The organism is Amycolatopsis sp. NPDC052450 (assembly GCF_044547565.1).
GTDB lineage: Bacteria > Actinomycetota > Actinomycetes > Mycobacteriales > Pseudonocardiaceae > Amycolatopsis.
The window spans coordinates 116,568-135,162 of record NZ_JBIUAQ010000015.1 but is presented as its reverse complement, the minus strand read 5'-3'; the positions used below and the strand labels follow the sequence as shown (position 1 = coordinate 135,162).

At 64.3% G+C, this 18,595-nt stretch carries 14 protein-coding genes; 4 read left to right on the top strand and 10 right to left on the bottom strand.

Features of this window, described 5'->3' with window-relative positions; translation table 11 throughout:
* Positions 1 to 35 precede the first annotated feature (35 nt).
* The 3 genes from ACIHAO_RS24635 (at position 36) to ACIHAO_RS24625 (ending at position 1,761) form a co-directional block, all read left to right on the top strand.
* Complete coding sequence (locus ACIHAO_RS24635; RefSeq protein ID WP_396561486.1) at positions 36 to 617, top strand: hypothetical protein; 582 nt, start codon at positions 36 to 38, stop codon at positions 615 to 617.
* Between the two features lie 151 nt (positions 618 to 768).
* Positions 769 to 1,485 carry a hypothetical protein gene (locus ACIHAO_RS24630; RefSeq protein WP_396561484.1) on the top strand — a complete coding sequence of 239 codons (717 nt, stop codon included), beginning with the start codon at positions 769 to 771 and terminating at the stop codon, positions 1,483 to 1,485.
* A 9-nt stretch (positions 1,486 to 1,494) separates the two neighbouring features.
* Positions 1,495 to 1,761 (top strand): DUF1883 domain-containing protein, encoded by a 267-nt coding sequence (locus tag ACIHAO_RS24625; RefSeq protein WP_396561482.1) that lies wholly within the window; start codon positions 1,495 to 1,497, stop codon positions 1,759 to 1,761.
* A 173-nt stretch (positions 1,762 to 1,934) separates the two neighbouring features.
* On the opposite strand, the gene ACIHAO_RS24620 is transcribed toward ACIHAO_RS24625, so the two are convergent.
* The 10 genes from ACIHAO_RS24620 to ACIHAO_RS24575 all read right to left on the bottom strand — a co-directional run bounded on the left by ACIHAO_RS24620 (position 1,935) and on the right by ACIHAO_RS24575 (position 16,917).
* On the bottom strand, positions 1,935 to 2,279 hold the full coding sequence (locus ACIHAO_RS24620; protein ID WP_396561480.1) for a hypothetical protein: 345 nt from the start codon (positions 2,277 to 2,279) through the stop codon (positions 1,935 to 1,937).
* A gap of 15 nt (positions 2,280 to 2,294) precedes the next feature.
* On the bottom strand, positions 2,295 to 4,790 hold the full coding sequence (locus ACIHAO_RS24615; RefSeq protein WP_396561573.1) for a DUF6185 family protein: 2,496 nt from the start codon (positions 4,788 to 4,790) through the stop codon (positions 2,295 to 2,297).
* A gap of 247 nt (positions 4,791 to 5,037) precedes the next feature.
* The gene (locus ACIHAO_RS24610) at positions 5,038 to 5,646 is read right to left on the bottom strand and encodes a hypothetical protein (protein WP_396561478.1); all 609 of its coding nucleotides are present in this window, start codon (positions 5,644 to 5,646) and stop codon (positions 5,038 to 5,040) included.
* A 192-nt stretch (positions 5,647 to 5,838) separates the two neighbouring features.
* A complete protein-coding gene (locus tag ACIHAO_RS24605; RefSeq protein ID WP_396561476.1) occupies positions 5,839 to 10,272 on the bottom strand; it encodes a hypothetical protein in 4,434 nt (1,477 codons plus the stop codon).
* Between the two features lie 405 nt (positions 10,273 to 10,677).
* On the bottom strand, positions 10,678 to 11,139 hold the full coding sequence (locus ACIHAO_RS24600) for a DUF2690 domain-containing protein (RefSeq protein WP_378345396.1): 462 nt from the start codon (positions 11,137 to 11,139) through the stop codon (positions 10,678 to 10,680).
* 123 nt (positions 11,140 to 11,262) lie between these two features.
* On the bottom strand, positions 11,263 to 12,240 hold the full coding sequence (locus ACIHAO_RS24595) for a LuxR C-terminal-related transcriptional regulator (RefSeq protein ID WP_396561474.1): 978 nt from the start codon (positions 12,238 to 12,240) through the stop codon (positions 11,263 to 11,265).
* Positions 12,241 to 12,408: 168 nt separating this feature from the next.
* The gene (locus ACIHAO_RS24590; protein WP_396561472.1) at positions 12,409 to 13,251 is read right to left on the bottom strand and encodes a hypothetical protein; all 843 of its coding nucleotides are present in this window, start codon (positions 13,249 to 13,251) and stop codon (positions 12,409 to 12,411) included.
* Positions 13,252 to 13,898: 647 nt separating this feature from the next.
* Entirely contained in the window at positions 13,899 to 14,984 is a 1,086-nt protein-coding gene (locus ACIHAO_RS24585) for a hypothetical protein (RefSeq protein WP_396561470.1), read from the bottom strand.
* A 258-nt stretch (positions 14,985 to 15,242) separates the two neighbouring features.
* Positions 15,243 to 15,740 carry a hypothetical protein gene (locus ACIHAO_RS24580; RefSeq protein WP_396561468.1) on the bottom strand — a complete coding sequence of 166 codons (498 nt, stop codon included), beginning with the start codon at positions 15,738 to 15,740 and terminating at the stop codon, positions 15,243 to 15,245.
* Positions 15,741 to 15,813: 73 nt separating this feature from the next.
* Positions 15,814 to 16,917, bottom strand: a complete 1,104-nt coding sequence (locus ACIHAO_RS24575; protein WP_396561466.1) for a hypothetical protein — start codon at positions 16,915 to 16,917, stop codon at positions 15,814 to 15,816.
* 1,092 nt (positions 16,918 to 18,009) lie between these two features.
* On the opposite strand from ACIHAO_RS24575, the gene ACIHAO_RS24570 reads away from it, so the two are divergent.
* Positions 18,010 to 18,591, top strand: coding sequence for a serine/threonine-protein kinase (locus ACIHAO_RS24570; RefSeq protein WP_396561464.1), 582 nt, complete (start codon positions 18,010 to 18,012; stop codon positions 18,589 to 18,591).
* The last annotated feature ends 4 nt before the right edge of the window (positions 18,592 to 18,595 follow it).

The following is an 18,595-nucleotide window of genomic DNA, read 5'->3' as shown; positions in this document are numbered from 1 at the left end:
ACCGGACGCCGCGCATCCGCCGCACGCTGAACCGCATGAATATCGAGAACATGTGCTACCGCGTCATCATGGCGGTCGACATGGAGAAATCCACGACCCGCACCAATCCGGCCAAGGCGCACCTACGCCGCGCCATGTACGACTCGGTCAACCACGCGCTCCGCGCGGGCGGAATCGCCGAGCACAACCGAGACCCATTCATCGACCGCGGTGACGGTGTCCTCGTTCTCCTGCACCCGACCGAACACGTACCCAAGACCCGGCTGCTGGACACGGTCATGCCACATCTGGCAACACGCCTGGCCGACTGCCGCGACCAATCCCCACGACTACGTGCCGTCGTGCACGCCGGGGAGATTCACTACGACCGCCAAGGATGTTTCGGCGAAGCCCTCGACACCGCCTTTCGACTACTCGACGCCCCCAGGGTCAAGGTCGAGCTCCGTCATTCCCCGTCACCCCTGACACTCGTCGTATCCGAAGACATCTATCGAGCCGTTGTCCGCCACGATTATCCGAATATTCCCGAAGCCGCGTATCGAGGGACCGTGCGCGTGCGCGTCGGAGGGCGAACACACCGAGGCTGGACACATCAACCAGACGGGCGAACCAGCTAGCTCAACGCTCGGGTCGTGTGGTCTTCCGGTCTGGTCGTCATATACCCAGGCGGAAACCTGGATCCGGTCTGCATATATCGAACAGCACACAGACCGCCTTCAGACGCGTCCATGACGCCATCGCTAGGCTCGGCCGAAGAAATGGCCGTGGGTGCTGAAGCGCTCAAAGCGCCGCGGGGTCACAGAAGAGGCCATTGTGCGTGGCGCAGCCGCTTCTGCGGGCGGCTGGGCGTTGTTGCTGCGGGACGTCGGCGCACCACAACGCCGGGTCTACGCCAACGATGTGGCTCCGGTGTACCGGCAGCTCCGCAAGGCCCGCGAAGACGCGAAAGATGAGTCCAACGCTGGTGACTTCTACTACGGTGAGATCGAGATGCGTCGCCCGGCGACATCTTGGTTTAGCACTGAAGGCCTCGTCCTGCGGCTGTATTGGCAGACGTCCGGTTTTGGCCTGCGCTGGTCACGATCCGTGGTCTGCCTTGTTGCGCTCGTCCTGGCTTGCACGACGCTGATGAACCGGCTCGGCTTCGCCGACCCGCACACCTGGTCAGCGTCTCTAGTCTATGTCGTCGACGCCGCCACCAAACTGATCGGCGCGAGCGCCTCTGATCGGCCTACCGGGTGGGGCGTCGCTCTTCAAATCCTCGTGCGCCTGGGCGGCCCCATCCTGCTGGGGCTGGCGATCTTTTCCGTACATGGACGAACCAAGAGATGCCCAACCCCGCCGACATCGCCGGCGATCGACGCTACCGATTCACGTCGAAACCCTGATGACCCGACAACCTCACCCTGTTCTCCGTACGGGCGCGCGAGAGCGATGATGGAACGGCCCGCAGCCGCTGTTCCGCTGGCGGCCGATCGCCGCTAGAAAGGGGAGATGGAGCACCTGTGGTCTGAGATCGGGTCTTGTGCGGGTGGCGCGCGTTTCGAGCTGACGTTGCGCGGTACTACCGCGAGGGTCTGCTTGATGAACGCCGAGAACTATCAGGCGTATCTCGATGGGGATGAGTACAACGTGTGGTATGGCGGCTTCTGGGAAACCAGTCCGATCGAACTGGTGCTGCCGCACGACGACTTTTGGTACCTCGTCATCGACAGCTACCCAGGTCACGTTCGTTTCTGGCTCGAGGGGCCGTTCGACTGATCGCCTTCGACGACAGCCCGTCCGAGAGCGCGCGCGATCGGCTGCGAGCACGGGAGCGCTGGAGGGCTCGTACTGCGGCGTCTTCGCGTCCGGTCGCGAGCAATCGGCGTACCATCGCTGCGGTTCAGCAGTACTCCCCGCGAACGCAGGGATGATCCGGCGATCCTGACGTTCTACCGCGACGACAGCACGTGCTCCTCGCAGCCGCGGGGATGATCAAGTGCGTCGAACGGCGACGTGGGCGGGGCGGGTTCTGTTGTCCAGAGCTCGAATGCCGCCACGACCTCCGTCATCTCTCCCAAGGTGTAGAACTCGTCTCCGCTGTGGCCGCTGACAGCGATGGTCCCGTCTGCTTGCGAAGGCGGGTGTGAGGCGCGGGCTTCGGTGGACTCGACGTCGGACTGCATGAACTGGTGGTAATGGATCCAGGACTTCCAGTCTCCTTGAGAAGGAGCGTGAGTTCGCCAACGCTCCAGCCTTATTGTTTGAGTCGACGCTTCGAGCAGCAGCGGGAGCATGCATGGTGAGGGTCTTTACTTACGGGAGAACTGTCCGGGGTCGATGCTTGGGAACGCCACGTCCCCTCCTGTGAGCGCGGTCCAGATCGCGAATAGTGCTGCGACCAGGGTGATCATCTCGGCGAGATGCCTGCGTGTGTTGGACAGGCCGAAGGTTGCGAGCATCCGTCCGATACGTCCTTGATCGGCCGACCGTGTTTGGACGCCTGCCAGGCAGGTGAAGTCGAGGCGCAGTGCCACGAACAGCATGACGAGTGTGAACAGCGCGGCATCGGCGAGTGGTACCCAGTCCTGCACGCCGTTGGACGCACGGTTGAGGAGAAACTGTCCTAGCGGGGCGGTGGCGTAGGTCAGCACTATCGGCAGCACCTTGACTGGACCTCGTTTTCCGGGCAGATGCTGCCAGGCGAGGCCCAGGGCTGCTGCGGCGAGCAACCATTTGGCAACTTCCCACCCGACCGTGTCAATCACGGTAAGTACCAGCGAATCTTGCTGGTTGATCGACATTTGCGGGTACACCACCCACCCGGTGGTTAGCAGACCCGCTCCGGCGATAAGCGACGGCAACGCGGCGAACCTGACCGCCAACCGCATGTTGTCCATCGGCGACCCGCCCGGGCCAATCGCGATAAGGACGTGCACTGGAACGGGGGTAGGCTCACGCGGTTTTCCGTCGGCGTACCACTGTGCGGTTCTGCGCCGGAGTGAACCTGCTTCCAGATTCGCACTGCGCACGGAAGCGTGCTCGAGCACTGGCTTCCACAGCTTCGGCAACAGCACCCATAGCAACGCGAGCGGGACAGCGCCGATAAGCCAAGCCCACCACCAGACGCCCCACATGTGTACGTCCCACCACATCGGGCCGATAGCGAACAACGCGATCGCGACTGGCATCGGCGACTGTCGGCCTCTTTCGAACCAGTAGGACGCATAGCGATGACACACTGCGGCAGCTCCGACCAGCAGCGCCAGCCACGTCACCTCGTCGAGGAGGTCCAGCGGGTAGTAGCGGAATAGTTCAGCGACGTCCCTTTCCAAGTTTGGAAAGTCGAGCCACTGCCGGCGCTGGTTATTGACGTACCGAACTAGCAATTCTTCGAGTACAAGCGCGGTCGAGAGAGCTGAGCTCACATACCATAGCCATCGTGGTGTATTCACCTTTCCCCGCGACAGGACAAGGAGCGCCTTGCCCAAGCCGACGACAAGCACCAAGGTGATGAGAAATGCCAGCACAACGGCTCCGGTAGCCTGCCACGACGTTTCCGTGGTCGTCGAAGGGCCGGGCCAAGTAGTGAGCCAGATCGTGGAGCCGACCGCTAATAGTAATATTATGGGAGCGCGAGGCATCCACCACGACAGCGCCATCACCGAGGCGCCAAGAAGCAGCACCGGTCCTGCTGGCCAGGTGATCTTCGACCAAAACGACGCATTTGTGGTGACGGCTTGAAATACGGCCACGACGACCAGCGAGGGCAAGATGAGCGCCGCCCTGCGGGCACGGCGGCTGGCTGCGGACTCGAACCTGGTGTGCTCTCGCGGCGCCCGCAGAACCCGGCGGACGAGGAGGGCGAAGATCAAAGCTGAAAGCCAGTACGCGCCCCAGATGAACGGTTTGCGGTCGCGGTCGGTTGCCGCTGCGGAGAACTTGCTTCGGATGTCAGGGCGGAGCTCGGCCGACACGACTGTGTCGTCCAGCGATAGCAATGTGTTCAGGTTCCCGTTGCGTGAAGCCACGGGAGTGGCAAGTGGCCAATGCAGTTGTGTGTCACTCAATTCGGCCGAGTGCACGGGGTGCGGAGTTGACAGCCAGCCGGCGGGTGCGGTCACAGTGACGTCCCACGTGGCGAATCGGAGGCCCCATGGCGAACGCATTGTCAGTGTCCACGGAAGGTCGCTGGCTGTGCCGACTTCGACCTGTGTGCGGTCAGCCCACACGTTGTCAGTGTTGACCAGGTCGGTGTAGGTGTGCTGTGTGACGATGACGGCTCCGTCACGCGTTGAGACTGTCGGCGGTTCTTTACGTATCTCCATCTCATGGCGATTCTCGCCGAGCAGGCATGAGAAGGCTGCCCTGCCGGACGCACTATCGGAGCGGGACAACAAAAGTTCCGCTCCGGGCGTGTTGCGAGGGACACTGATCACGAGATGGCTGCTTAGGCGTGGGTAGTCCAGCCCTTCCACCTCGAGCTTGATCCGTGCTGCGACCGTAGCCTGATGGAAGGTGTTTTCTTTGCAACGTGGCGGTTCTGTCTGTGTCGGGCCGTGCGGGAGCGAGAACCAGAACGCACCGCCTACTGCGGCGGCCCCCATCGCCAACACGAAAAGAGCGGTGAGAATCCAATGCCGCCACCATGCGCGAAAGTGCTGCCACGCGCCCCGCAGTGTTCGAAGCAGGAGGGCAGGATCTCGTAGGCGGATGAGTAGCTCTGCCGCAAGCATGCGCGTCGCTCGCAGGAGACCGCGCTCTGCCTTACGGCGCAGCCGACGAGCACGGACACGGCGCGTGCGCATCGCCACCAGGTGGCCTTTCTTCGGTATGGGAGGGTGGACCTCCTCCTAGGCTGTGGCCTCGCGCATGTACTGATCGTGCCGATGCCGAGGAGGAGTGAGGGGGCCCGTTGTTTGTCCTCGCTCTTGCTTGCTGTCAGCAGGTTGAGGAGTTCAAGCGACCAAACACGTAACGAGAGATGTTGCTGGCGGAGTGGGCACATTGGTGTGGCTCATAGATTCGCAGAGCTCCGAGGTTGGATGCTGGGGGCTAGTATTTCCATTCCCAGCCGCCTCCGGCGTTGGTCAGTCCGCCGGGGATCAGTGCGAGTACGCCGTTCTTGGCTGTGATCTGGAGTTCCATCTGGCCGGTGTACTTCGAGTTGGACGCCCAGTTGTTAGGCAGGGCCTTCAGGCTGCTGCTCTTGCACATGCCGAGCTCGGCCGGGGTCGTGACGCCGTCCGGTGTGACGGCTTGGAAAGCGAAGGGGTTGATCGTCGCGCCCAGCTGGATCGCGTCCTCAGGAGAGAGTTGGTTTGTCGCGACCCGGATGTCCAGCAGTAGCGTGTGCTTTCCTGCCTCGGGCTTCATGTACGGGTCGCACTTCGGGTCGACGGTGATCTTGTCGATCGTGAATGTGACGACCTTTGTTTTGCCGTCCTGGCTCGTGAACCCCGCGGCCTCGCCCAACTGCTTGGGCACCCTGCCCTGTGCGTTGGCTCCGGCGGGGGCGTTGTCGGTCGGCGCCGCGGCCTGGGGCGACGCGCTGGGGAGGGCGGCGGCGTCCGGCGTTGTCGGCGCGGGCTGGGTTCCGCATGCGCCCGTTGTGGCGAGTACGGCGACGGTACCGGTGAGGGCGATGAGTCGAGAGATGCGCACTGTGGAGCTCCTTGATCAGGCATGAGGTGCCTGGAAAGGTCGCTCGACATGGCACGGGTGTTACGCGGGTAGATCGAGTCGGGATCAGGCTGTGTTCATGACGTATGTGACAGTGAGAGCGAGCCGTCCTCCGCTCACCTGCGGACCTCCGCATGACAGGGGTGCTTCCGCCCGGAGGCAAATGGGGGTTGCTCAGGTGTAGCCGAGCTCCTCGGCTTCGGCGACGACGGCCTCGAAGGCGTCTGGCTGATTGGTGGCGAGTGCGGGCAACGCTCCTGACCAGCGTCCGCTCTGCAGCGCCGTCACGATCAGTCTCCGTGCTCGCTTGGGACAGCCGCAGTGATCGGCGATCTCCAACGCGGCGTCCGCTCTGCGCCTGCCGGACCTGAACCAGGCAAGCAGCTCTATCGCTCGGTCCAGTGTTTCGTCGTCGAGAGTGGCGCGTTGCGCAGTCCGTCGTCGGCTGCGGAATGTTTGCAGGTTGAACGTTGTGATGGTTTCGCCGCCGGCGCCGTGGTCGTAGATGCGGTCGATTCGGCGGTTGAACAGGTTATGGATCAATGTGCGGACGGCCGAGTCCGAATCCCGGTCATTCGAGATCTGTGCCAATAGCTCGGCCGCGCGACCGGAGGAACCGGCCTGTGCGATGGCTACGGCGACTTTGGCCTTGATCGAATCGGAACTGGATTGGTCATGCGTCGAGGTGGCGATCAAGAGTGCGCGATCGATGTCGTTCCTACGGACCCTTTCGTGTGCGATGACGGTCATGGCACGGCCCTGGAATTCAGGAATCAACATAGCCGAAGCGTAGGATTCGGCTCGATCTGGCGCGTGGGGGTCCTTGTGCCGTGTGGCAACTGCCAGGATAAAAGTCAGCTTTGCTTCTGGGTCTGTCGCCGCTCGTGTGGCGGCTTCCGCTCTTGCTAGTAATTCGAGGTACTGATCAGGGTCTTCGGGTGGTTCTGCTATGCGAATTACGTAGCTGAGAAGCTGTGCTTGGTAAACTGGATCGGAATCGGCTTCGAGTGCCGTCGTGAGGTCTGCCAAATCGAACTTGACTCTTGAAATGCTGATCGAAGCCCTGATGAGCTTGCCCCAGGCCATTGTGCGGGTCGGCGAATTGTCGATCATGCGCACCGCGTCGGCCGCTTGGTGAATGAGCCGTTGTCGTCGCACTGTCTCTCCGGTGTCGGTGCACCACTCGACGAGTTCGGTGAGTGCGGCGGCATCACGAGAACCTTTGTCATTTGTCAATGTGGCTTCGGCGGAGTTCATCAGAACTTCGGCTTTCTCCTGCTGGCCCTGGTTCTGGAGGCGCCGAGCGAGAACCCGGGTGAGCCTGGCCGTGGTGGCAGGCGCCGTTTCGCGCAGGATCAATGCTTCCGCTCGTTCGACTAGCGAAGGTATTTGATTTTGTGGAATTGTCGGCAATGATATGATCACTCGGGTCAGAGCGATCTCGCGCCCCGGATCATCCGCCATCTGTTCGAGAGTGGTCAGGGCCAGCCTCGCGAACTTCACTTTGTCTGCCGGGGATGCGTAATTGTGAAGATGCATATAAGCCTCGATCGAGGAAATGGGATCGGTGATCTTCGAAATCAGCAGCTCGGCGCGGACCGGTTCAGCGCGGGCCAGCAGTCGCACCAGGGTGGTCAACGCCCGGCTACGCAGCCCGGGATGTTCGATTGCTGCTGCGGCGGTGCAGGCCCTTTCGGTCGCACCGTGACGAACCCAGTGTTCGAGGATCCGCTGGTGGATGTGCTCTGTTCGGTCTTCTTCCGTGATCAGAAGCGCTGTCTGCCAGGCGCCGGTGAGGTCGTTTGCATCGACTCGGTGGTGCGAGATTTTTTCAAGTGTAGCTTGGCGGTCGAAATCGGCCGTGATCGTGAGGGCAAGCTGTTCTGCGCGCGATCGGTGGTCGGCGATGCTCCATGCTTCGGCGAGTGAACTCCGGGATTCGTTTTGCGCGGTCGGCTCAGGGATCGTTCTGGCGAGGCGCTCGACCCGCATGAGCACCTGCCGCGCCTGCTCGGGTCGGCGATCGGACATCGCGAACGCCATTCGCGTCAGAGCGGTGAGCCGGTCATCGGCGGATTCGAGCTTGTCGATGACCGTTTCGGCCTGCGTCCACAGGCCCGCGAGCGTCAGCTCACGCGCAAGGACCACCATGGCCATCTGGTGCCTGAGGCCGTCCAACGACGCTACAAGGACTACGGCCCGGCGCACTGCGTTCGTCGCGCCCGAGTGGTCGTGGGGGTAGAGCGCGCCGGCGAGCACTGCCAGTGCGGCCGCTCGGTCACCGGGGTCGGCGACCGCGGTGGCTACTGCTTCGGCGTGGCCGAATTCGCCAGCTTGCGCGAGCGCCTGCACCACTGCTTTCACCGACCACGGAAGTATGAGGTGTTCGCGCAGGGCGGCGGCGAGCCGGCGAGCGCCGTCGAAATCGCCGTTGGCCACCGCGGCCCTGGCGACGGCCACGACGGCGAGGTCATGTTCGGTGTGGTCGGTGATCGACAAGGCGATCACCTCGGCTTCGGCCCACAGGTTGGCGGCCCAGCGGGCTTCGCAGACGGGAGCCGCCGCTCTCACCAGCGCCAGTAGCGCCTCGACCTGGTGGCGGTCTCGAGCGAAGCCACGGATCAGTTGATGGGCGAGCTCGGCCGCTTCGATCGCTTCAGCACGGCGTCCGGTCGTGGCCGCCGCTCGAAGGACTTCGACGAGTGCCTTCGCCCGTTCCGCCGGCGGGAGTTCCGCGCTGACCGCGATGGCACGGACCAGGTCACCGGAGACGGCGATGGCCTGGACGAGGGCCACCTTCGCCTGGTTCCTCGTGGTGATGTCGTCGGTCGACCCGATCAGTTGGTGGGCTGCCTCGATGTCTCCGGCAGCGAGCCTGGCTCGCACGAAGGCGAGCTGAACGCCCGCGCGCGTGGTTGAGCCGACGATGGCATCCGCCGCAGGCTCCGCCCAGCCGAAGTGTGCGGCAGGCACACGCCGTAAGACGGCGCCGAGTGCCTGATCCGCGAGGTCCGGAAGGGTGACTTGCCGAGCCCATCGGTAACCCTGGAGGAAGCGGCCGGCCGCTGCGGAGGCCCGAGCAGCGTCGCCCAGAACGTAGCCACGAGCGTAGTCGCCCGAGACCGACTCCAGGATTTGATCGACTACGTCGTCCATTCCTGCGGCCGCCGCGACGCGGGCGACCTCCCTGAGTGCGCGCCACTGTTGCAGAGGCGTCGAGGTCGAACGAGCGAGATTCTCGGCTCTCGTGGGGTTGCCGAGTGTCGCCCACAGGGCCGGCAGCAGTGGCGGGATGCGGGTGTTGCGGTCGACGAGCCGGTCGCGGTGCATCGCGAGCCTCGCGACGGCGTAGAGCTCAGGCTCGCGCCTGCTAGCGAGAACCGTCAGCGTCGAGGTGATTTCCGCTAGCGCTGAGGTGTCTCCTCCGGACAGGTCTAGCATGCGGTCGTGGCGCGTGGCATCCGTCGCGCACTTGATCATTTCGTCGGTGTCGCCACGGGCCTTCAGCAATTCGAAATAGCCCAGCAGCAAGTATTCCGGGGTGTCTGGCGGCCATCCATTTCCACGGAATTCAGCAGCCCAGTCATGGAGCCGCGCTCGATAGTGCCCGAGTTCGGCTTCGCCCAGGAACCTCTCCGCCGTGGCTTGCAGCTCTTCGTGGCCGAGGATGAACACCGGAGGGCGTTCACCGGGTGCCCAGACGCTTTCCCGGTCGGTGAAGCTGCGTCCGGTGACCGTCATGAGTTTATTGCCGACCTGCCGCGGGCCTGCCTTCGTCAGGTGTACGAGATCGGCGACGCTCAGGCCGCCGTTCGCTGCGGTGAGCAGGCCGAGCAGGTCGTGGCCCAGGCCTGCGCTCTCGAGCAGAACGTCGAGTTCACGCTCCATGTCCGCTCGCACGGCGGCGGCGTAGGCGGAAGCATGGAGCGGGCGAACGATCTCGGGGGAGCGAAGGGGGTGCTCGTCAGGTACGTCGCTCGGTATCGGCGGGTTCGGGCGACCTGCCACGACGACGCGCAGCCCGTGCCGAAGCGTGCTGGGCAACATGGCAGCAATGCTGTGCCCGTCGGTGGTCGCACCTCGATCTTCGTCGAGGCCGTCCACTACCAGGACCAGCCGCTCGCCACGTTCTCGGCACAATGCCGCCGCCTGATCGAGCAGTTCGCCGAACTGAGCCTCCGCCGTGGCCGCCTCCAGGGAGGGCATCGGCAGCCCGAGCAACGCAGCCAACTGCTCGACGACGACCGTGAGGAAGGCATGTCGATCCGACTGGCTCGCGAAGCGTGCTGTGATGAAGAACGACACGATACGCACGCCGGGTGGCGGACGAAGGACGAAGGTCGCCATCAATGCGGACTTCCCCGCCCAGGCTGGCGCCCGCCACCACACATATCCCGGAGCCTCGTCCGCGGTGCAGAACGCCGCCAGTTCGGCGCGTTCGCGATCGCGGCCCACGAGCCCGTCCTTCGGCGCGATGCGCTCCACTGTCAACCGGTACGAAGAGTGCGCCGCAGCCCAATGGGCGACCGTCACGTCGCCGATGACGATCCCGGAGTTTGCAAAACCGCCGCGCTCACTGGTCGCCGAGCCTGTGCGGTGTGCGTTCACTCGCTGCGGTCCCCACTCATCGGCCACAGTAACTCGCCGTTCGCCTCGCCCGGCACGGTCTCATCCGGGTACCGTGCCACATCGAGTCCCGCCGAGAAAGGGACCATTGGCCCAGGATTCAGCAAGGTAGCCGCAGGGGTCAGCCCGGCAGCGGGCACAGGCACTTTCGCGCGGCTCCAGCGACTGCGACGGGGAAGGCGGTTCAGCCTCGGTGACGGCTCAGGGCATCGCCGAGACGAAGCGCGGCACTCACAGGCGGTCCATCGCGTTGGCGTGCTCGTCCAGCGCCGCGGCGCTGGACACCATAAGGTTGTTGCTGCGGCAGAGCTCACCCGACGGTTTCCGGGGCCCGGAAGGACGGCGCAAGCCGTCAGCGCCGTCCTTCCTTGTACGGCGTGGGAGGGACTAGCAGATCCGGACGTTGCCGGTGGACGGGTCTCCGCTGCCGATGCGCTGGACCCAGTAGGTGATGCAGGTACTGCCGGGGGCGTAGACCTGTGGCGTCCAGTGGGATCCGCCGCTGCCGGTTTGGTAGCCGCCGACGGCGTTGCCGCCCCAGTCGGATTTGATGAGCATGTAGACGGTGCCGTTGAGGGCGGGGACGCGAACCCAATTGGTGCCGCACGCCGCGGAGTAGCGGATTTCGTAGTTGATCCCGCCGACCGACCCGGTGCGGATGGTGGACGCGTTCGTGGCGCAGCCGGTGTTCAGGGGGTCGGTCTGGTGGTGAGTGGGGCCGGCGGCGGCCACGCTGGCGAAGACCACGAACAGCGCAGCGATCGCGCTCAGCAGGGCAGCGCCTCGCGCAGCCGAGCGTCTCGGACGCGGTGTCACCTGCGTCGTGGACCTGAAGGGGTTGCCGTGCATGGGATTCTCCTCGTCTCGATGGAATGCCTTGTGGTTGAGGCCCATGCTCGATGGCCACGTGTGAAGCCGGTATCGCCCGCGTGATGAGGGTCGCCCGGTCGGGGACTACGCCGCAGGGTGAGGTCACTGCAGGTGGCGCCGGACGTCCGCCGCGACCTGATCGCGGTCCGGGGCGTCGTATTTGCGCAGGATGTTCCGTACGTGGGTCTTGATGGTGTTCACGCTCAGCCCGAGTTCTGTGGCCATGTCCTGGTTGCCCATCCCGCGCGCGATCAGCAGCGCCACCGTGGACTCGGACGGGGTGAGCGCGGCGAACCGGGTGGCGGGCCCGAGGTCGGCGCGAGAGGTCATGTCGATCAGTTCGTACTGAATACGTTCACAGCGCTGCATGACCTCGCGCAAGGCGCGCAGCGTGTCCTCGAGCGCCGGGCCAGGTGTTTCGATCACTTCGCGCGCGGTGGTGCGGATCCCGCTGATGTGGCCGGACAGGTACTCGAGAACACGGTGGGAGGTCAGTGCGTCGTGGCCTTCCTCGTCGCTGGTGAGGTGGTGCAGGGTAAGCCGGTCCTCTTCCTGCCTGACGATGATCCGAGCCAGTGCCGCGGTGAGCCATTCGACCGCGCGTACCGCGTGATCGTCGTAGACGTCCGGGGTGTAGCTGTGCAGGGACACCATGCCGATGACGGAGTCTGGAGCGTTCTTCTCTGGCCGGAACATCGGCACGGTCACCACGTCGGCCGACTCGCGGGTGACGTCGCCGAACGAGGTGCCCGCGCTCAGGACCGCGCCCTGGTCGTAGAAGAACCGGTAGGTCTGGCGGTGCCGTAACAGCCACGCGACAGGTCCGTTCGGTCCGTAGGCGTTCAGGACCGGGTCGTCGAACTTCTGATCCTCGGTGCCGTAGACGTAGCGGACCTTGTTCTGCCCGTGCAGCAGGCCGATGTAGAACGAGTCGATGTGCGCGATCTTGGCCAGTGTCCGGCGGACCTGGTCATACACCGCGAACCTGTCCCCGCCGAGCGCCACGATCTTGTGGTAAGCCTCGCGCAGCAGCGTCGTGGTCAACGGGTCCAAGCGCGGAGGCAGGTCCGACATCGTCATCCTTCCCCCTGTCCGGCCCCAGCGACACCACTCAGGGGAAGGATGTCCGCTTCGGCACGGCGGCGACAGACCCCATCAGGTGGTTCGAACCGCCGAACACCCCTCCGGGCTAGCCCCGATCCAGCCGAGCCCCGCGCAAGCAAGATGACTGACAGATCCCGGGGGCACCTACTTCCAGAACGCCCACCACTGACCAGCCCAGCCAACTCGTCTTACGGTCATGGCCTGCGTTTTCGGCGAGTGCCATTCATGGCCGAAGTCACATGACCTGACGGCATTTTTCACGAAATTGCGCCGCCGCACCCGGCGAACTCCCCACCGTCGCTGCGGATAGACAAACCAGCGACGTCCGGAGATGTCCTGAACGTGGATCTCGTCGATGGTCAGCAGCGGGGCGATGACCACGGGGGCTTGAACCTCCGATTTTGACCCCGACCCCGCCTCCGGCACATATACACGCAAGCTGGGACGATGAAAGGGCGAATCGGGAATTTCCTCGACTGCGTTCGGGTTCAGAGTGAACGACTTCCAGGACGAGCTGTCATGACTGTGAACAAGTGAAGCCAGGTCATGGATATGGCTGCCGTGCGTAAGCAGGCCACTCCACAGTGCACCATCTACATCGTTTAGCTGCCGCAGCGCCCGCCGAAATCGAGGAAGAAGTCTGCCGGCGACCGCGCTAAGATCAGCGGACTCAGAGGTTGCCGAGTAGCAGCTTATGGTATATCGCAGGCAGGCTATGTGGACCGGTTGATCACCGTTGTTCTGAACATGAAGCTCCGATGAGGAGAGGCTGAACAGTCGATCAAAGCGGACACGACCGCTTTCTTCATCCCTTACCTCAAATAATCCGCCACGCCGAAACTCTGTCGATAGCGACCCCCAGGCGGCAATACTTGTTGCGTGTGATCGCAGTTTGCTGCGCCTGTCGCGCACGTAGACCGCAGTCGCGACCATGAAGGAGCCCGTTGAGAGCCACGAGGGCACGTTTCCCCAGTCGAGCCAGCTCACAGATACCGTCCCCAGAAATCGCTGGGCCTGCGGCCATGTACGGGTGTCCAAGTCACCAGTTCCGCTCCCGTCGAGCGCGGTTAAGCCGATGGACTGTTCCGGCGTGCGAAGTCGCGGAGGCCGTCCAATAGTTCGCGATGGGTGGGTGCAACAGGGGCGAGGCGGGCCGTTTTGCGGTAGCGGGCCTCGTCAGGGGACGCGTGTTCGGCGGCGAGCAGCCCACGGTTGCACTGTTCGGGCCGGCCCCCTTGGTGGAAGGTACTGGCGACGCCGACCCAGTAGCGTGCCCGGCGTTCGGTACTGGGAGTACCGGCAGGGTCGATGCGCCAGACGTGATCGATAGGCGGTGCCGGAGTCAACCATGACGAGGGCGATGCAGAGTTGGTACGGCCCGACGTCGATGGGACCGAAGACGGCGTAGCGGTGGTTGCCGTCGGCGCCGATACGGTGTGGCCGCGTCGACGTCTTCGACGGTGAGAGACGAAGTCGCTGCGCGAGCAGCGTAAGCACATGGCCTGGGTGCTTCATGGACTTCCCGACCGGTGCCGCGGCTTCAAGAGGGTTTGCAGATGCTCGAACACGTCTGCTCATTGGCCGCTTCGACCACCACGCCATGCCATGGTCGCCGGCCCCTGCGGTTGCGCTGTTCACCGATCGTCCTTCGCTGCAGCGGCGATCGCCATAGCCGCGATTCCACCCACGATCGCGTAGATGATCGAGCGCTTGAATTTGGACAGGTCCGGTTCCGGCTTCAGTCGTGCAAGGTTGCTGATGACGCCAAGTGCCGAGAGGCTCACGATCACAAGCGCGACAGAGATGTCCAAGTTCGGCATGCCATTGCTCTGCAGGTGGTCGTGCAGCCACGCCGCCATCGCATCTGGGTACCAGGAATACGCGTCGAGGATGTTGCCGATGAGCATTAACATCGCGAGGGCCGACCCCACGGCGAGCGCTCCCATGACTACTCCTCTGCGTCCGCTGCCGGCGATTATGGTGCCGTGGAGCTGGTCGATGAGAAGCTGTCCGACCGTCGCGACGGCCAGCCCCGCCAGCAGCAGAACCACCACCTTGCCCACGGTGACCCAGAAGCTCTCCGGGATCATCCCCAGGAGCAGGCTGAGCCCGCCGAATACTACGACCGCTCCTGCCACGAGCCCTAGGGCGATCAGCGTCGGTTTAACCCAGTGTTTCGTGGCCGGACGCCACAGCGCGAGCAGACCGACGGCGATGGTCGCAGGGACCAACCACCACCAGCTCGTGAAGACGAAGACCAGGAAATCCAGGACGTCATGGGCGATGTTGCCGAAGAAACCGGCTACAGCGACGAACACCTCGGCCACAAACGCGCCGACGTGGACGACTATGAATCCGACCCAGCCGAGCAAGTGCGGCAGGGTCGCGGTTCCGGCTGCAACCAGCGCGCCGATCAGGAACAGGCCGGGCCTCCAATGCCGGAGGGCGATAAGGAGCAACGCACTCAGGTACGCCAGGAGCGCGTAGCCCAGCCAGGTCAGCAGGTCGGGCAGCTCCGATAGCGTCGTGTCGAGCCATTTGCTTGCGATCGCCGGCTCGACCAGCCATTCCCAGCTTTCGCTCCGGGACAGCGTGTCCATTCGCCGCGGCAGGCTCGCGACAAGGAAAACGGCCCCGACGATCAGCGTGAAAACCAGCCGTCCGAGGTGCTTTCCCAGGCGCCGGCCGAGAGTGGGCGACGGTGCGGTGGCGTAAACCATGCTCTCCGAGTCGCGCCAGCTAAGCGGCCCGTTACGGCTGCGGCAGACTCGTGGCCGTCGGGTAACTGCCTTACGGCGACCGGCTGGCCGAACTCTTCACTCGTCGAGGGCCCGACGACCCGGCCCTACGCGCGCTGGACGTCAACGAAGCCGAACGAGCTACCGCCGTGCTCCGCACCGAACAAATTCTCTAGTGAACCGAAACCAAGGCACCCAATCCGGAATGAGCCTGTCGGCAAGGTACGTCGCCGCGCTGTGTCATAGCCCTCTCGCCCAGTCGCGTATCGCGGCGTGAACATCGTCGCCCGGAATGGTGGCGGTCTCGACGGTGGATCCGACGTCGTTGCGGGCAGTGGTGGAGGGCCAGAACTGTAGGAGGAAGTTCTCTGTGCGGTGGATGGTGTCGTGGGGGTTGGCGTAGAAGGTCGTGTCGACTTGATCGCCGCCCCAGCGGTAGACGCGGAGTTGGTAGTGCCCTGGGTTACCGAGGTGGAGGAAGTCGGTTTCGCTGCCGGGGGCGGAGAATCCTCTGGCGCCGATTTCAGGGTGGTCGAAGGATGCGTCGATCGTGGAGGTGTCGCTGTCCGGTGGGCCGCCGCGGGCAGGTTCTGCGGGCCAGGCCTCCAGCCGCACCGCGGCTCTGATCGTCCATTCACTGGCCGACTGGAGAATGATGGTGTTCGAGGTCGCGGCGGCCCAGCCGGAGCCTGCCGGTGGGAGGTGCGGGGATGGTTCCGTTCCCCGCACCTCGATCACGAGTCGGCCGTGGTCGACGCCGGTGTGTCCTTCCACGAACGCGGTCGGCGCCGGTGGGCCTTCAGGTGGCCAGTCAGCGCGCCCAGACGTAGAACTCATCCAGGGCACCGTACAGGACACGATCGCGGTCGTACCACCATCGCAGGACGCCGCCCGCTGAGCCGTTCTGCCCGCCGTTGACGTACTTGACCGAGAAGTTCCCGTCTCCCTTGCCCGCGCCCTGAAGCGTGGTCGCGAACGGGTACTCGTCGCACTGGTCCGTCGGGTTCGGTTTCGGGATCGTCGCGCAGGCGATGTTCTTCGCGGCCTCGTTCTTCTTCCAGACATCGCCCTGGTAGGCCACCCGGTTCAGACCGGGTTTAGTCAGGTCCGCCCATTTCCCGGGGATCACCTTCGGCGTGCCCCTGTTCGGGTCGGTCTGTTCCGGATGGTCCTGGGCGAGCATGATGTGGTCGACCACCTGGTCGTATCCCTGGCCCTTGATGTAGTTCAGCCGGGAGGTGACGTCGGTGAAGATGCACGACCGGGGCGTGGTGAAGTACGTGGCAGAGTCACAGCGCAGCCCCAGCCGGGTCCCGGGGCCCCAGTCGATCCGGCGCCCGAAGTCGTCGACCCCGAACCCGCTGCCCGCGACGAAGTTCCGGATCACTTTCTCCGGTTGCTGGGTGGCCACGTTCTCGTCGGAGTTCATGTTCCACTGCACCCACTCGCCGTCGTCCCAGTCGCCGACATCCATGACGACCGTTTCGTTGTCGATCGAGCAACCGGAGGTCAGGACCGTGCACTGGAACGTGACGCCCATCGTGGACCAGGCAGAGAAAGTCCCGCGGGTGTTGTAGTCGTCACCGTGGATGAAGATGTGGGTTTTCCGCTCCAGCGGGTTCGCCACGGCAGCGGCGCGGTACAGGACCTCGAAGTAGCCCTCCTCCTTGCCGTTGACGTAGATCGCGGCCCAGATCTTCCCTTGCTGGCACCAGAAGTTCCGATTGAGGATGTGACCTTCGTTCGACCCAGCACCGGGGCGTTTCAGGCATTCGTCCAGGATCGGGATCGGCGGCTCCGCCCGTGTGGCGGCGGCGCCCAGGGCGGTTCGGGCGGAGTCGACCTTCTCCCGGTCGTTGCCGTAGCTTTCCGAGACCTGTCCCCGTTCGGCGGCGATCCGGCGGGCTTCCTCCAACGACCCGGTCCGGGCAGGAACCGGTTGCTGCTGCAGTCGCGGTGTCGGCTCGTTGATGCCGGCAAACCCGCCGACAGTGACAACCTCGGGCCCCGTGGCAACACGTCCGGCGGCCGAGGCCGCGCCCGGCACCACCAGAGAAGTGACCACAAATCCCGCTGTCGTCAGCGCGAGAACACTACGAAATACGCGTCTTTTCACAACATGTACTCCCCATAACTCATGTTCCGGTCAGAACGCACGAACATAAAGGGATATCAAAGTTCCCAGTAATTTCCCCGACCAGTTTCTCTTAGGAAACTTCCCCTCAGCTCGCCGCTGATGCTAGTGAGAACAAAACAACTTGGTCGAGTGCCGTCACCCAGAAAGACGCCGCAGATTCCGGGCGGCACCTTGCCGGCGGACCTATCCAATGCGGCGTAGACGCGGACGGATTCTCTCGGAAAACTCACCATGTGCCATCGGATGCTCGCAATGTCGTAGTGGCACGCCGTCTGGGATGGCCGTGCTGGCGCCGGTCCTGAAGTGGGGGCTGCCGCTGATCGGAGGCAGGCTCGACGCGGCCAGCGTAGGCAAACGTCACTCGTCCCGCGCGGCCCGCCGCCGAGTCCATGCTTTCCTCGAACCGTGCTACCTGTTAGCCCTGGCCGACCGGGATCGACCTGTCAGAGCGGTCGCGTAGGCCCGGGCAATACGGACCTGGCGTGCGGCGCCGAGTCGGGGGTCGTGGTCAGGCAGAGTCCTGGAGGCGGCGCAGAGGGCTGATTGTGTGTGCCACGATGGCCCGGTCCGGAGATTGTGGCGGATAAAAGTACCGTCTCCATGATCCAACGCGACGTGGAGCGAGGCCGCACCTGAGGTGGAACCAGCTGGCCCGCGCTAGGCGTCTGTGCCTGACGAGGCGTGCAAGCCTCACAACAGGTCGAGGACTGGATCAGGGTGTGCCGCGAGGTGCGGCGGGAATCCCGACGAGGCTGTGTGGCGGTGCGGAGTTCGTTGTTCCGACGCTGGGCCACCCGCAATCTTGTAACGTGATTTTGGTGGAGGCGACACAGCCGCAGACCGAAGCAGTGCCCGGCCTGACCCTCGCTGGTGGGCGTTACCGGCTGCTCAGCCAGTTGGGGCGCGGCGGCTACGGCCGCGTCTGGCTGGCCGACGACGCCATCCTGGGGGTGCAGGTGGCCGTTCAAGGAGGTCGCGGTCCCGCCAAATGCCGCCGGGGTGACCGCCGAGATGATCGAACGGGCGTCGTGGGAGGCCCGCAACGCCGCTCGGCTGCGCGATCATCCCAACATCGTGACCGTGCACGACGTGCTCGTCGAGCGAGGTGTGCCGTGGACGGTCATGCAGTACGTCCCCGGCCGGTCGCTGGCCGACGAGGTCGACCTCGCAGGTCCGGTTCCTGTCGCGACAGCCCAGCGCGTAGCGGTGGCGATGTTGTCGGCCCTGTCGGCGTGTCATGAAGCGGGCGTGATCCACCGCGACGTCAAGCCGCATGACATCATGCTCGCCGCGGACGGCACGCCGATGCTCACCGACTTCGGCATCGCCAAGGCCGCCGGGCAGACGACCTTGACCGAGGACGGCATGGTGATCGGCTCGATCCCCTATCTCGCGCCCGAGCGAGCCAAGGGGCACGCTGCGACGTCCGCCTCTTGTTCTCGCTGGGGGTGACCCT

Coding starts and splice junctions, on each gene's coding strand:
- ACIHAO_RS24620 (WP_396561480.1), bottom strand. CDS start 2,279: ATGCTCCCGCTGCTGCTCGAAGCGTCGACTCAAACAATAAGGCTGGAG.
- ACIHAO_RS24595 (WP_396561474.1), bottom strand. CDS start 12,240: ATGACGATGTCGGACCTGCCTCCGCGCTTGGACCCGTTGACCACGACG.
- ACIHAO_RS24625 (WP_396561482.1), top strand. CDS start 1,495: ATGGAGCACCTGTGGTCTGAGATCGGGTCTTGTGCGGGTGGCGCGCGT.
- ACIHAO_RS24635 (WP_396561486.1), top strand. CDS start 36: ATGAATATCGAGAACATGTGCTACCGCGTCATCATGGCGGTCGACATG.
- ACIHAO_RS24615 (WP_396561573.1), bottom strand. CDS start 4,790: ATGCGCACGCGCCGTGTCCGTGCTCGTCGGCTGCGCCGTAAGGCAGAG.
- ACIHAO_RS24585 (WP_396561470.1), bottom strand. CDS start 14,984: ATGGTTTACGCCACCGCACCGTCGCCCACTCTCGGCCGGCGCCTGGGA.
- ACIHAO_RS24600 (WP_378345396.1), bottom strand. CDS start 11,139: ATGCACGGCAACCCCTTCAGGTCCACGACGCAGGTGACACCGCGTCCG.